Origin of the sequence: Bacillus sp. 103mf (assembly GCF_900116295.1) — a bacterium.
In the GTDB taxonomy this organism is placed as follows: Bacteria; Bacillota; Bacilli; order Bacillales; family Bacillaceae_G; genus Bacillus_A; species Bacillus_A bruguierae.
The window spans coordinates 48,413-63,320 of the sequence record NZ_FPAF01000003.1 but is presented as its reverse complement, the minus strand read 5'-3'; the positions used below and the strand labels follow the sequence as shown (position 1 = coordinate 63,320).

Below are 14,908 nucleotides of genomic sequence, written 5' to 3'. Positions count from 1 at the left end.
CTAGATACTACCTTAATAATTAATTATAATAATCGATTGTTCTTCTCCAACAAACCTGTCCCGTTAGTTTAATAACAAATTTAGTTAATAAATATATCTAAAAGTCTCATATTTTCCAAACTTGATAGCAGTTTCAAATTTTTCTCCACCATTTTTATCCTTTAACATAGCATCCATCTTATCATCTTTAATATTGTAATGTCTCTTGTTTAGAAAGCCTACACTTCGGATTGTTGGATGGTCTAATATTGGTGATAAGTCTCCATCTAACACATTAGTATCAACAAATCGAAATTCAATTAGCTTAGGAAATTGATTTAAAAAATGCAAATTCTCCAGATTACCGCAAGAATTAAGGCGAAGAACTCGAAGGTTTTTCAAAGAGAATAAATCCTCATTTGGGACGAAGTTTTTTGATTGATTAATATGTAAATGTTCTAGCGTATCTGCTAATCCACACAAACCAGAATCAGTTTGTAATTTAGTACAATAGTGTAATTCTAGCCTCTTTAAATTAGTCAATTTTTCTATTCCGATGAAATTATGTATATTCGCCCAAGTTAAATCGAGATAGAGAAGACTTTCTGGAATAGATAAATCAACTAAATTATGTAATTTACTTTTGTGATACCAAAGAGTTAAATATTCAATATTTTCATGATTCATCTCATTAAATTTAACTTCTTTTAAGTTTAAGTAAGCGTGAAGATTATCTGGTATTTGCTCAAACCAAATCGTATTATTTCTCCAGTTATCCATTTTGAATCGCCCCTACATCTTAATTGGTGGTAGTACTTATCTGAATTTGATTATCAATTTATTTAAAATTAACATATCATATAAGTTAATATTTCTTATTCAACTATCTTGCTCATTAATTTAAGTATATTCTTTCATACTATATATTTAAAACGGGGTTTATTTACCTTTTTTGTTTATATGAACTTGAATTACTCAATAAATAGTAGATTAACAGCATTATATAAGCAATGATTTAGGCTTACATGATGCTAAGCATAACTTATATAAAGAGAGGAGATACCTCTTAAAACGCCTCCACGAGCCATTTTGAGCATCTGTGGGCGTGTGTGCTTTATTGACCTCCGCTATGCTTCCGAAGTGGTTCTAATAGACAGGAAAAAGGACTTGGAGAGTATCAAGTCCTTTAAGATTTGTTGTTCAACTCTTGCACCCGTTAGTGAAATAATAGCTTCTAAGCAACAATCAGCTGTTAGTAGTTAACAAGCCTGTATACTAAAACCACTCCTTATGCATTCCTTTTAAAAACAATTTTGTGATTGGAAATCCAGAACTCTCCCCTATAACAGAATCAATTCCACAATAAGGGCAAACTGCTGTATCTTCATCATCCCACCACTCATCAATTTCAGTGGGAATAAATATTTTTAAACAATAAAAGCAACCACATATGATATCCTTTTCTAAATCTTTTCTATTCTTACTGCAAAAATGATGTGCCTCTTTAAAATGTCTTTCCATCACTATATCCCACCTCTGTTATCATATCCCTGTTTTCTATTTTACACTTGAATTATCCTTTGTCTTTCTTCCACCAACCTGCCACATTAGCACAATAAGAAAAATGCGTCTCCACTTATTGTAGAAACGCACCTGTTAGTTCAACAACACGAACACTAATTCTTTTTCTTTTCATAAAAAACGCTACCTCTAAATTCATTCCAAAAGGAAAGAAAATACAGACGACGTTTTAACATATTTTAGACGGCAATATGTTGGATAAAGATATATTATTTAATCCGTTCAACCTGCAAAATTTGCTACGCTTTCTTCTCCCTTAGCAACTTGTTCTTCTTTTACTTTCGGTTGTCTTTGCGGAATCATATGAAACACAATATTTAAAAGAACGGCTGATGCACTTCCTAATACAATTCCGTTATCTGTTAAAATACGAACGCTCTCTGGAAGCTGTGAGAATAATGTTGGCACAACTGTTACACCAAGCCCCATTCCTATCGAACACGCCACAATTAATAAATTTTCCTGTTTTGCAAAGTTAACACTGCTTAACATTTTAATACCGTACGCCATAACCATTCCGAACATAGCGAGCATAGCACCGCCTAATACTGGCTTTGGAATAATTGTTGTTACTGCTGCAATCTTCGGAATAAATCCAAGGACAATCAGCATACCACCGCATGTATAAATAACAACGCGATTACGCACACCTGTTAATTGGACAAGACCGACATTTTGTGAATATGTCGTATACGGAAATGCGTTAAAAATGCCACCTAACACCATTGCAATCCCTTCTGCGCGGTATCCCTTCGCTAATTCTTTTTCACCAATTTCTTTGTTGCAAATATCAGATAGTGCAAAATACACACCTGTTGCTTCAACAATTCCTACGCAAGCAACGAGAATCATTGTAATGACCGGTGTTAATTCGAATGTTGGTGTACCAAAGTAAAATGGCTGCACGCCATGAAACCAATCCGCTTCTGCTACAGCTTGTAAGCTTACCTTTCCCATTAACGCAGCAATTGCTGTACCAAATAATAAACCTAATAAGATAGAAATAGAGCGAATAAAACCATCAAAAAAACGATACATGATGATGATAAATAACAATACTCCGAATGCTAACGCTAAATTGGATACACTACCGAAGTCTTTACTTCCTACACCGCCAGCCATATCGTTAATCGCAACTGGAACTAATGTAACTCCAATAACGGTTACAACTGAACCTGTAACAACTGGTGGAAACAGTTTTACAAGCTTTCCAAACACACGAGCAAATAACACAACGAAAAGTCCTGCTGCAATAATAGAACCGTACACAGCAGATACCCCGTACTGCTTACCAATTGCAATCATTGGTCCAACCGCCGTGAAAGTGCAGCCTAACACAACGGGAAGTCCAATGCCAAAGAAACGATTCGTTAACGCTTGTAAAATCGTCGCAATGCCGCACATTAATAAATCAATTGATACTAAATACATAAGCTCACGCTGATTCAATCCAAGTCCGCCCCCAACAATAAGCGGAACGATAATTGCCCCGGCATACATCGCCAACATATGTTGAATACCAAGAGACGCGATTTTAAGAGGATGTAGTTTCATCATTCTACCTCCGCTACCGCACGTTCCACAAAACGAACTGTCCCGTTGTCAAGCGATGCAATTTCCGCAAGCGATTCTACACGAACACCGCTCTCACGTAATTTACTTCCTCCATCTTGAAATGCTTTTTCAATTACAATTCCGATACCTGCTACCGTTGCTCCAGCTTGCTCTACTAAATTCATTAAACCAAGTGCTGCCTGACCATTTGCTAAAAAGTCATCAATAATAAGAACGCGATCGTCTTCATTTATATATTGTTTCGATATAGAGATTTCGTTCGTTTCTTGCTTTGTATAGGAATATACTTTTGCAGTATACATATTATCTTGTAATGTTAACGATTTACGCTTTCTTGCAAAAACAACCGTTACACCAAATTGTAATGCAGCCATCACAGCTGGAGCAATTCCTGAAGACTCAATCGTCACGATTTTTGTAATCTTATCGTCTTTAAAACGCTTTGCAAACTCTTTTCCGATTTCTTGCATAAGCACTGGATCAATTTGATGATTTAAAAATGCATCTACTTTTAACACATCATCTGACAATACTTTTCCTTCACACATAATCTTCTCTTGTAATAATTTCATAGTTTGTTCCTCCTCTTATGCAAATAAAAAACTCCAAAAGCAGCCTTCACCCAATACAAGTGAGAGACGTGCTTTTGGAGCCTCGCAAAAAAAGAATGCAACTATAGCAGTATATTCGTCCTCACTCATAGTCGAAGCATTTACGGTACCTCGGTAGAAACTTGCAGGCCATATCCCTGCGATTATATGAGTGTTGCTAACTTATTTCATTTTATAGAAGGATTATAACGTACATTTTTCACTTTGAAAAGCATTTCCTAAAAAAACACGTACAAAAATTCATTACAGACCAATTTTGTTCGATTTTTGCAACCCCTTCCATTCCATAATAATCATTCACCATTTTCAACATCTTTGTCTAGCTCCATCCCCCTCTTGTTCTGAGCGAGCCGCTTCCGCTTTTCTTTATAAGTCGCTGCTACGCAGAATACAACATGACCGCTACTTACTTTCTCCTTTTGTTTGAAACCTTGCATGTGGTAGAAAAAAGCCCTGATCGTTTCTATGCATGGCCAGATGCTCTCGTCCGCCTAAAAGGAAAGAGGATTTTTATGTCGATTTTTTAATTTGTATTTCTATAATTTCCTTAATAAAATCGCAAATCCAACATTCACTTCACATTTTTTTCACATTTAACCATTACAAAATCGGTAATGAATCATGATTTATCAACTTTTCATCATGAACATAGTTTTAATTATATCAATGAACAATTTTTGAAAGCCACGCTGGCGATATGGAAATTGTCCGAATCTTTCGTATGATAAAAATATAAGATTCACTTTCTCAAGGAGGGAGAACACATGGGAGAACGTAATTTACAACAATCAGTGAAGAGAAAACAAAAGGAGAGTTCACTCAAAGGTACATTAATTTTTGTTTTTTTACTTGGTTTCTTTTTAATCTTCACATGGTTTAGTGTATATCAAATTTTTTTAAATCGATTGTAGTGTTACTCAGAAACAAGGGGGAGATGGGATATGCACTTGCATAAGTATGAAAAAATTTGGCTCATTTTCGGTGTTGGTTCATTATTTGTATTTTTAGCTGTAATTGGAGTAAGCGCATTTTATATGGGAAACCAGCCACCTAGCTGCTTAACGACAATCGATCCAGAAAAAGTAAATGCGACTGCTCCCTTTGATCATCCTGGTGTAAAACAGGTTGGTAAAGATCATTATCAAGTAACAATTGTCTCACAAGCATTTTCCTTTACACCAAATGTCATTAAAGTCCCAAAAGGAGCCAAAGTTGACTTTGTTGTCGCGACGAAAGATGTTGTACATGGCTTTGAAATCGCGGGAACAAATGTGAATATGATGGTTGAGCCCGGCTATGTGAGCACAGCTTCTCAAGTGTTTCAAAAAGCTGGTGAGTATTTAATCGTATGTAATGAATATTGTGGTACTGGCCATCATATGATGAGCGCGAAAGTAGAGGTGACCGAGAAATGATTGCACTGCAAGATAAAATAAGTAAACGAGATGCAAAATTAGCAATGGCTCATATACATGTTGCATTTATCGCTCTATTCTTAGGGGGGGGATGCGGGTTATTGCAAGTACTTGTCCGATCTGGAAAGTTTAATCTTCCAGCTGGAATCGGTTATTATCAAGTGTTAACAACACACGGCGTATTACTAGGACTCGTATTAACAACATTTTTTATTATAGGTTTTTTATTTGCTTGTATGAGCAAAACAACAGGCACTCTTTCAAAAGGAGTGCGCAGGGTAGGTTGGATTGGGTTTTGGCTTATGACAATCGGGACCGCCATTACTGCTGTTTTTATACTATTAAATAAGGCTACCGTTCTCTATACATTTTATGCTCCGTTAAAAGCTCATCCTGGTTTTTACATCGGTCTTACCCTCGTTATTGTCGGTAGTTGGTTTAGCGGTTTTGCAATGTTTGCTCACTATCACACATGGAAAAAACACAATAAAGGAAAAGTTGGTCCCTTACTAAGCTTTATGGCCGTTATTACAATGCTACTTTGGCTCGTTGCAACTCTTGGCGTCGCTGCAACAGCACTCGTACAATTCATTCCTTGGAGCTTAGGCATTGTTGATAAAATTGATGTTCTTGTTAGCCGAACATTATTCTGGTACTTCGGCCATCCACTCGTCTATTTTTGGCTTCTTCCTGCCTACATGGCATGGTATGTCATTATCCCAAAAATTATTGGTGGAAAAATTTTTAGTGATTCTCTCGCTCGTTTATCATTTATTTTATTCTTATTGTTTTCCGTTCCAGTTGGATTCCATCACCAATTAACAGAACCAGGTATTGACCCAGGGTGGAAATACTTACAAGTTGTCTTAACATTCATGGTTATCATCCCATCATTAATGACTGCATTCTCTCTATTTGCATCATTTGAACAATATGGACGTTCAAAAGGAGCAACTGGCCTATTCGGCTGGCTACGTATGCTTCCATGGTCCGATGCAAGGTTCTTTGCACCGTTCGTTGGAATGCTTATGTTTATTCCAGCAGGAGCAGGCGGGCTAGTGAATGCAAGTCATCAATTAAACCAAGTGGTTCACAATACAATTTGGATAACAGGACATTTTCATTTAACGTTGGCCACATCTGTCGTACTAACATTCTTCGGCATTGGCTATTGGCTGATCCCCCACTTAACAGGACGTGTTATGACAAAAGAAATGAATCGCCTTGCGATGATTCAAACTTGCGTATGGACACTTGGAATGCTATTTATGTCCGCTGGGATGCACTTTGCTGGATTATTAGGAGCTCCGCGTCGCTCTTCTTTTTCCACATACGGCAATGCACCGCAAGCAGTTGAATGGATACCATATCAAATTGCCCAAGCAGTTGGCGGCACGATTTTATTTGTCGGCATTATTTTAGCTATCATTATTTTCTTAGACCTTGCTTTCTTCGCTCCAAAAGGCCATACTGAATTTCCGGTTGCAGAAGTATCTGATGCATCTGATCAACCACCAATTATCTTCGAGAATTGGAAACTATGGCTCGGCATTACAGCACTGCTTATTTTATTCGCGTACACGATTCCGTTTATAGATATGATCCAAAATGCCCCGCCTGGTTCGAAAGGGTTTAAATTGTGGTAAGTAAAAAGCAGAGGGGTACCCCTCTGCTTCATTTCAAGCGTAACGATTTCATCCATGCACCTGCAGACTTAAATCGAATTCATCTTATGTTAAAAAATTTGCTTCTATTTAGAAAAAATGTACCTGATTATGAATTAACTCAACTACAAATAATAAGTCATTCATTTTTTTATTTCTCACCAATCATTCACTTCACACATTTATCCTGCAATATCAGCCGAATTGAGAATCCCATTAATATTTCCATCTACAATGATACAATGCCCCAAAAACATATCTCCATCAAAGAAGAACATCTCAAAATCACCTTCCGGATAAACACTTATGCTGTCTAGTTTCATTAAATCCATAAACATTTCTCTTGTAATCTCATTGCTCTCTTCCTCATCATAATCCTGTAGCCAATCATTTGCTAATTCCACTAGTTCTTCTGAAGCATACATTTTAATTTTCTTGTTCCATTCATCTTGCTCCTTGAAAAGTACATATGCTGTTTCCAACGCAGACTTCATATTATTCTGGTCTTCATCCCAATCAAAATACAAATTACATTCTTCACCAGCCCAAGAAATTCTCTTTTCAAAAACTTTAACTCTTTTATTTAGGAAAAATTCGCCGAACATCTCATCATTATAGTAAACCGGCTTCATCGAATCTTGTAATATTATCTCCAACTCATCATCTCTATATAGTGTTTCCAGAACCTTGACAAGCATCATCGAATTTTCTGCTCTACGCACCTGTAATCTCACAACTGCATTCTCTTTTAAAACTTCTCTTGATTGTTTCAATTCTTCATCATCAACTAACCATTCAAGTCGTAGCTCTTCTTTTATAACAGTTTCATTGTTATATAAATCTTTCCATGCAATCAAATTAATTGACGCAGTCCATAAAATGTCGCTACCTGCTTTTCCCGCACCAATTCCCGATGCCCCTGTGACAGCTGCCACCTCGATAACATTTTCTGTGAATTTTTTCTCAAATCTACTTTTTTCACTTGATTTACTCAATTTATCACACAATCCCTTCATCACGCTCAAGCACAAATCGTATCGAAAGTACTTTACGAGTTTTCCTGTTTTATTTTAATTGTACATTTAGAAGCATATTCGATATATGTAAACTGGTTCCCTGTACGTTAAAGAACCCGTTATTTATTTTACTATCTTTTTATTTTTTAACTTGATGAACATGAGGTCGAATAAATCATTCTAAGAAACTCAAAGCAACGCACATACAGTAAAATGTTAATTCATAAAAAGGAGCCACATATATGCAGCTCCTTTTCCTTTTTATAACTCATAAATCTCTTTATACTTCGCCTCTAAATAATCCGCTAAATAGTTCGCATTCAATCCTTCACCCGTTACATCTTGTAAAATTTCTAAAGGCTTCTTCATCTTTCCATATTGGTGAATGTTTTTTGTTAACCATTCACGAATTGGTGTCACGTTCCCTTCCTCTAGTAATGCATCAAAGTTCGGAATCTCTTCTAACATCTTATGTTTAAATTGCGCTGCATACATATAGCCAAGTGCATAGGATGGGAAATATCCAAATGAGCCACCAGACCAGTGAACATCTTGCAATACACCTTGTGCATCATTTGCCGGGCGAATACCTAAATAATTCTCCATCTTGTCATTCCATGCTGCTGGTAAGTCTTTTACTTGTAATGCGCCATCAAACAATTCTTTCTCCAATTCATAACGCACCATAACATGGAGTGGATATGTAAGTTCATCCGCCTCAATTCGAATAAAGGAAGGTTTTGACTCATTGATTGCATCGTAGAATTCATCTACTGATACATCTTCAAATTGGCCATTACTAAATTGTTTCAATAGATCATAATTTTTCTTCCAGAATGATTTATTCCGGCCAATAAAGTTTTCGAAAAATAGAGACTGTGACTCGTGAATCCCCATCGATGTCCCTTCACAAAGTGGCGTTCCTTCCAATTTTTCCGAAATATTTTGTTCATATACAGCATGCCCACATTCATGAATCGTTCCGAAAACTGCCATGCGGAAGTCATTCTCATCATAACGAGTCGTAATACGAACATCACCTCTATTTAATGTAACTTCAAAAGGATGTACCGTTTCGTCAAGACGGCCAGCTTCAAAATTATAGTTTAATTGCTTTAATAACTCTACAGTAAAATTCTTTTGTTGTTCTTTTGAAAAATGCTCAAATAAACCATTTGTTTTTAACTCTTTTTTAGACTCAGAAATTTTTTTCACAAGCGGAACAATACGCTCACGCAGTTGTCCAAACACACGATCTAATACTTCTACTGTAACACCTGGTTCATATATATCTAATAATGTATTGTATTTGTATGTATCATAACCCCAATATGAAATGAATTTCTTTTTATATTCAACAATTTTTTCTAAATATGGACGGAACATTTCAAAATCAGAGTTTTCACGTGCTTCTTCCCATACACTCTCTGCTTTTGCTTCTAATTTCACATAAGCTTCATATTCACCCTGTGGAATTTTTTTATTTCGATCATATTCTTTACGGCACTCTTCTACAATTTTTTTTGTAGTTTCACAAATTTTATTTTCAGAAATTTGAGTCTCTAATTCATTTAAATAATTACCCATTTCATCAGAAGTTGATAATGCGAATACTTCCGATGAAAGCATCCCAATTACTTCGGAGCGCTGATCGACACCTTTCTTTGGTGCCCCTGTTCGTAAATCCCAAAATATTAGACTTAACGCTTCCCCATAATTTTCTATCTTTTTCACATATGCTAAAAATTCTTTTTCTACTTCATATGTAGTAATCGTCATATTATAAAAACCTCCTTTTTCTACCTCAACCTTATTTCGACATAAACATAGAAATCCCTTTTCAAATAGAAAAAAAGCTTGGCAATCGCCAAGCTATAGCACTGTACCTTCTACTGGAAGTACTTTTTTCACAGCCTCTATCACTTTTTCATTTTCATTATCTGACAAGAATAACGAAATCGTACCCTTATCTTCACTCGTACGGATTAAACGACCAATTCCTTGACGAAGACGTAAAATCATATACGGTACATCAACCTCCCAGAACGGATCATTTACGTGCTTACGCTTCGCTTCAAATACAGGATCATTTGGAGGGAACGGCAGCGACCAAATCATAACGTGAGATAGTGAAGAACCTGGAATGTCTAGACCTTCCCATAAATGAACTGCACATAATACCGTTTCTTCTTCATTTTGGAAACGAGAAACAAGCTGACTAATCTCTTGATCTCCTTCATATAAAAACGGTACTGACATTTGTTCTTTCCCTACATATTCTTTAAACGCTAATAACTCTTGTTTTGTACGGAATAAAATCAATGTGCGTCCATTTGTTTTTTGGATTTCTTCTAATGCATACTGACATTTTTTTTCCCATTCGTTCTCTTTTGCATATGTTGGTAAGTACACTTTCATCTGCTCTTCATATTCGAACGGAGAAGCAACTGAAAATGATAAATAATCTTTTACCCCTAAACTATTTGCAGTAAATGCAAATGAATTATTTTCTGATAATGTTGCAGACGAGAAGATGTACGGAATTTTTTTGGAGAATACTTTTTCTTGTAGTACTTCCTCTACAGCACGCGGCATAATCACAAGCGTAAAGTCGCCATCGCTTTCTTCTCCCCACGTAATTACATTTTTCTCATGCATAAACAAACGTAATGAGTGCTCTAATACATCTAAATGCTCATCAACAATATTTAAATCATATGTGTTTACTGTGTACATTTCACTTTCAAAAACTAGCGCATCGCCGACTTCAGAGATTTTTGCATATAGACGTTTTGCTTCTTTCATGACTTTTTCTGTTAATTGAATTTCTAAACGATCAGAACCAGCAATTTCCTTCTTACTTTCTTTGAGCGTTTCAAAAAACTGCTCTGTTTGCCAAATTGTTTCTTCTACTAAATAAGCAAACTCTTCGCGAACATCATTTTGCAGTAATCTTGTTAAAAGTTGTTCCATCATCGTTTGTTTTAAGCGATATGTCAATGCTTTTTGCGCTGCATATTCTACAAGATGACCTTCATCAAAGACAACGCAGCTACTTTCTGGCAACAATGGCATTTGCCCTTCACGTTTACGTGCTTCATATGTCCAAATATGATCCATATAGAAATCTTGCGAACAAATAATTAAATCTGCTGCTTTACGATAATGTTCACGAGATAATGTTTGTCCGCAGCGATGACGGGATTCACATGTAAAACAATCTTGGAAATAATCCCACGATACTTTAGACCATTCTTCATCGTTTAATAGCGGAAATTCTTTTCGATCGCCGTAATGAGTAAAGTTTTGCATCGTTCCATGATCAAATACAAATTGTGGCAATTCATAATATAAATCTTCAATTACTTCCGGAGCTCGTCCACTCATTACATCTTCAAGTTTACGTAAACATAAATAATTATCCATTGATTTAGCTAGCCGTACATCAACTGATAACCCTAATGCTTCTGATAATTTCGCAATGTCCCCTTCTTCTTTTACTAGCTGTTCAATTAACGTTTCGTCTGCACAAGCAATAATAGCTGGTTTCCCTGTATAGCGCGCATAACAAATTGCATACAGAAGGTATACAATTGTTTTTCCTGTTCCAACACCCGCTTCAGCAAACATTACTTTCTTCTCTTGAAATGCTCGTTCTAATTGAAACGCCATAAAAATTTGCTCGTCACGCTCTTCAAATCCCTTTTCTGGTAAAACGTCGTAAAAAACGTCTCCAATCCATTCATTTAACTTGTCGAAAAAATTATCTTGTTTCCCCACTTCAAATGGCAGCTTCTGCTTCGTAAACATGCTATTCCTCCAACTACATAATTTCTATATAAAAAGATAGAGCAACCACTCATAAAAAGAGCAGTTGCTGTTTTCTTGTTGCTTACATAACAAATGATTGAAAAAAGTTTTCCTAGATGCAGGAAAACTTTTCACCCTATCAATGATTTTAAATACTGTTTATCAATTAAAGTTTCATGTGATAAAGCTGATAAAAACTCTTCACGTGCTCTTTGGAATTCATGATCCGCTACGCCGTGAAGGTTTACTTCTTTTTCTAATTCATCATGCGTTCGATGAATAGCCTTTTGAATCATAGAAAATTGCAAACCATCCATTAGCGCTTCCTCCTTTAGATTATCGCATAATAGCAAGTATATGCGTTCTAAAGAAGTTTTATACTAATCGCGCGGCGGACGTTTACCAAAATACTGATAGTAATCAGTACGAATAAATCCATTAAATAACTTTCGTTTCTTTGATGCATCTTTACCGTACCATTTCTCAAACTCCGGATGGCTTGTTAATACATATAAAGACCAAGTATCTAGCGGCCTAAATGCCTGTCCCATCTCCGCATACATTTTTTCAACAAGCGGCTTTTCACTTAAACGCTCTCCGTATGGAGGATTCGTCACAACGTAACCATATTCCTCTTTTGTTGTAAAATCTTTTACCTGCATTTGCTTAAATGTAATAAGATCACCAAGTCCTACTTCATCAGCATTATCCTGAGCAACTTGTACCATACGATGATCAATGTCTGATCCGATAATTTGAAGTGGTTGATCGTAGTTTGCTAAGTCTTCTACTTCTTCACGAGCTATGCGCCAGTTGTCTTTACCAACCCAACCCCAACCATCAGAAGCAAAGTCACGGTTAAAGCCTGGAGCAATATTTTGACCAATTAACGCTGCTTCCAGTGGAATTGTTCCAGAACCGCAAAAAGGATCTACAAATGGGCGATCTGGCTTCCAGTTTGTTAGCATAACTAACGAAGCTGCCAACGTTTCTTTTAACGGTGCATCCCCTTGTCCAACGCGGTATCCACGCTTATGAAGCCCAACACCACTTGCATCAATTGTCAACGTTGCCACATCTTTTAATAATGCGACTTCAATTCGAAATAGCGGACCGTTCTCTTCGAACCATGTTGTACGTCTATATGTACTTTTCAATTTTTCAACGACTGCTTTTTTTACGATACTTTGACAGTCCGGTACACTAAATAATGTAGACTTGATCGATTTACCGATAACAGGGAATTCTCCATTTTCCGGAATATAATCGCCCCAATTTAACGCCTTCGTTTTTTCAAATAACTCATCAAATGTTGTGGCCTTAAATTCACCAACTTTAATTTTCACACGATCCGCTGTACGGAGCCATAGATTACTGCGACAAATAGCCTTTTCGTCTGCTTCAAATATTACTTTTCCATTATCTACCTGGCATTCATAACCAAGATTGCGAACTTCCCTTGCAACAAGCGCTTCAATCCCCATTGCAGCAGTTGCAATTAAAGTAACTTTTCCCATCTTCATTCTCCTCATTAAGTAAAGTAAAACTACTTTTCGTGAACGCTCTTCTCACGAAAAGTTAGTTGAACCAATCGGGTTCATATAGAAGGTTTCATAAAATACAAAAAAATACCGCCTATTTGAGCGGATAAAACTTCTTTACCATTTTAACTCATATTAGAACACTTCATACAAATAAAAAGCTCTCCTCTTACAAAGGAGAGCTGAACAAACTCATGATTGGTTCATAACGTTCTGTAAGCCATGTTCTGTACCTTTGTACTGCAAACGGCCCACGCCTCGTACTCTGGTGGCAATCATCTATCTACAGAGCAATTGCATCTGTCCTTTCCCATCGTTCATTTCCTTAGGAAAAGTTCCCCTACCAATATTTGGGTTTCTCGCTCGTGGGGTTTACCTCGTTCCACTCCCGTCATTTCTTCCGGGACTTCGTCACTGTGGCACTTTAAAGGTAGTCAAACCATATCCCATGGACTTAGGTTTTTTCCCTGCCGTTAATCCAGCTTTACGCCAAATTACCCTAGCTTATGACTTCGCTAGGCACGAACACTACGACCATCTCAGGTCGTGCGAGCATGGACTTTCCTCTACAACAAAACGTTGCAGCGATTACCCAAACGTTATGACATGACTTAGTATAGTGGAAACCTAAATATTTTGCAACGTTTTTTATACGGAAAATGCTGCGAACTTATTTATTCTCTTCCATTACTCGTACAATTTACTTCCAAATACAGCTTTCTCCAAATTCGACAGACGTTTTAAAATGTCTGTATTTGTATTGTTATATACTGGTTGTGGAGTAGAAATTGGAGATGGCGTTGGTTGTACTTGTACACTCAATGCTTTTTGTTTTTGTTCTTCCAATTCTTGTTGTAAACGAGCATTCTGTTGCTTTAATTGCTCAACTTCCTTATGAAATGCTTCATAGTCCTTAATAATTAGATCTAAAAACTTATCAACTTCTTCTTGTTGATATCCTCGCATTCCCGTTTTAAACTCTTTTTCTAAAATATCTTTTGCTGTTAACTTAATTTTATCAGAAATCATTCATTCCACCTCAAGTCTCTTTACCAAAACTTTCATTACTTAAATTTTTTCAGAAACAGTCCATTTTGTCAATCATATATCTTTATTCCACTGCTCTTCTTCTATTATATCTTGTAAATCAGAAAAAAGTATGAAATAACATTGATAATTTTGTGTTTCTGCTTTTTTTCTTCCTATTTCCACCATATATTTAGGGCTTCCTGGTTTTTCCTCATCATACATAGCAAGCAGGGCATCACTTTTTTCAATAAAAAATTGATTTTTTAAACGGAATTGCTCTGGGCTTTCATACTTTCGCTTTGTTATACTATCTACATGATCCGCTTGCGAAAGAATGAATTCGTAATATTCCCTATTATTTTCTTTCCAATTTTCTTCCTGCTCTAAAAAAGGGGTAAATATAGCTAATTTTAAATCTGGATATTCCAATTGCAAATCAAAGACTACTTCGGCTGTCCATAACTCTACTCCTAATTGCCCACTAATAATTACCCATTCTAATCCTTCTTCTAACAAAGAAAGTAATCTTTTTTGCACCACTTTTTTTATGTATTCCACACCAGGATGTTCATTTGAAAAAAGACCCAGTTCAAATGGTTTATATCCTGTAACAGCTACAACTTTCAATATAAAACGCCCCTTTTCCTTTCAAAAAAAAGAACTAGCAATTTGCTAGTTCTAGCATAG

14 protein-coding genes, 1 other RNA gene and 1 riboswitch are annotated in these 14,908 nt (G+C 36.3%); of the genes, 3 read left to right on the top strand and 12 right to left on the bottom strand.

What is annotated here, in order from left to right; all coding sequences use genetic code 11:
* Positions 1 to 84: 84 nt before the first annotated feature.
* The 4 genes from BM350_RS09845 to BM350_RS09830 form a co-directional block, all read right to left on the bottom strand.
* Positions 85 to 759: a hypothetical protein gene (locus BM350_RS09845; protein ID WP_090912452.1), complete on the bottom strand. Its 675-nt coding sequence runs from the start codon at positions 757 to 759 to the stop codon at positions 85 to 87.
* 495 nt (positions 760 to 1,254) lie between these two features.
* Positions 1,255 to 1,500: a cytoplasmic protein gene (locus BM350_RS09840; protein ID WP_090912454.1), complete on the bottom strand. Its 246-nt coding sequence runs from the start codon at positions 1,498 to 1,500 to the stop codon at positions 1,255 to 1,257.
* 282 nt (positions 1,501 to 1,782) lie between these two features.
* Positions 1,783 to 3,114, bottom strand: a complete 1,332-nt coding sequence (gene pbuX, locus BM350_RS09835) for a xanthine permease PbuX (protein WP_090912456.1) — start codon at positions 3,112 to 3,114, stop codon at positions 1,783 to 1,785.
* Positions 3,114 to 3,707, bottom strand: a complete 594-nt coding sequence (locus BM350_RS09830; protein WP_090912458.1) for a xanthine phosphoribosyltransferase — start codon at positions 3,705 to 3,707, stop codon at positions 3,114 to 3,116. Before BM350_RS09830 ends, pbuX begins: the two co-directional genes overlap by 1 nt.
* Before the next feature lie 108 nt (positions 3,708 to 3,815).
* Positions 3,816 to 3,917: riboswitch (purine riboswitch) on the bottom strand.
* A gap of 593 nt (positions 3,918 to 4,510) precedes the next feature.
* On the opposite strand from BM350_RS09830, the gene BM350_RS09825 reads away from it, so the two are divergent.
* The 3 genes from BM350_RS09825 to BM350_RS09815 are packed head-to-tail and all read left to right on the top strand — an operon-like array spanning position 4,511 to position 6,807.
* Positions 4,511 to 4,657, top strand: coding sequence for a cytochrome c oxidase subunit 2A (locus tag BM350_RS09825; protein ID WP_090912460.1), 147 nt, complete (start codon positions 4,511 to 4,513; stop codon positions 4,655 to 4,657).
* 30 nt (positions 4,658 to 4,687) lie between these two features.
* A complete protein-coding gene (locus BM350_RS09820; protein ID WP_090912462.1) occupies positions 4,688 to 5,161 on the top strand; it encodes a cytochrome c oxidase subunit II in 474 nt (157 codons plus the stop codon).
* The gene (locus BM350_RS09815) at positions 5,158 to 6,807 is read left to right on the top strand and encodes a b(o/a)3-type cytochrome-c oxidase subunit 1 (RefSeq protein ID WP_090912464.1); all 1,650 of its coding nucleotides are present in this window, start codon (positions 5,158 to 5,160) and stop codon (positions 6,805 to 6,807) included. Before BM350_RS09820 ends, BM350_RS09815 begins: the two co-directional genes overlap by 4 nt.
* Positions 6,808 to 7,007: 200 nt before the next feature.
* Here the strand turns inward: BM350_RS09815 and BM350_RS09810 are convergent, their stop codons facing one another.
* The 8 genes from BM350_RS09810 to BM350_RS09775 form a co-directional block, all read right to left on the bottom strand.
* The gene (locus BM350_RS09810) at positions 7,008 to 7,841 is read right to left on the bottom strand and encodes a DUF2262 domain-containing protein (RefSeq protein ID WP_090912655.1); all 834 of its coding nucleotides are present in this window, start codon (positions 7,839 to 7,841) and stop codon (positions 7,008 to 7,010) included.
* Between the two features lie 261 nt (positions 7,842 to 8,102).
* Entirely contained in the window at positions 8,103 to 9,620 is a 1,518-nt protein-coding gene (locus BM350_RS09805) for a carboxypeptidase M32 (RefSeq protein ID WP_090912466.1), read from the bottom strand.
* A gap of 93 nt (positions 9,621 to 9,713) precedes the next feature.
* Positions 9,714 to 11,651 (bottom strand): ATP-dependent DNA helicase, encoded by a 1,938-nt coding sequence (locus BM350_RS09800; RefSeq protein WP_090912468.1) that lies wholly within the window; start codon positions 11,649 to 11,651, stop codon positions 9,714 to 9,716.
* Between the two features lie 131 nt (positions 11,652 to 11,782).
* The gene (locus BM350_RS09795) at positions 11,783 to 11,968 is read right to left on the bottom strand and encodes a DUF3921 family protein (RefSeq protein WP_090912470.1); all 186 of its coding nucleotides are present in this window, start codon (positions 11,966 to 11,968) and stop codon (positions 11,783 to 11,785) included.
* Between the two features lie 63 nt (positions 11,969 to 12,031).
* Positions 12,032 to 13,168 carry a THUMP domain-containing class I SAM-dependent RNA methyltransferase gene (locus tag BM350_RS09790; RefSeq protein WP_090912472.1) on the bottom strand — a complete coding sequence of 379 codons (1,137 nt, stop codon included), beginning with the start codon at positions 13,166 to 13,168 and terminating at the stop codon, positions 12,032 to 12,034.
* Between the two features lie 235 nt (positions 13,169 to 13,403).
* Positions 13,404 to 13,792: RNase P RNA component class B (gene rnpB, locus BM350_RS09785), an RNA gene on the bottom strand.
* An 87-nt stretch (positions 13,793 to 13,879) separates the two neighbouring features.
* Positions 13,880 to 14,221, bottom strand: a complete 342-nt coding sequence (gene gpsB, locus BM350_RS09780) for a cell division regulator GpsB (RefSeq protein WP_090912474.1) — start codon at positions 14,219 to 14,221, stop codon at positions 13,880 to 13,882.
* Positions 14,222 to 14,293: 72 nt separating this feature from the next.
* Positions 14,294 to 14,848 carry an SLOG family protein gene (locus tag BM350_RS09775; RefSeq protein ID WP_090912476.1) on the bottom strand — a complete coding sequence of 185 codons (555 nt, stop codon included), beginning with the start codon at positions 14,846 to 14,848 and terminating at the stop codon, positions 14,294 to 14,296.
* Positions 14,849 to 14,908 lie beyond the last annotated feature (60 nt).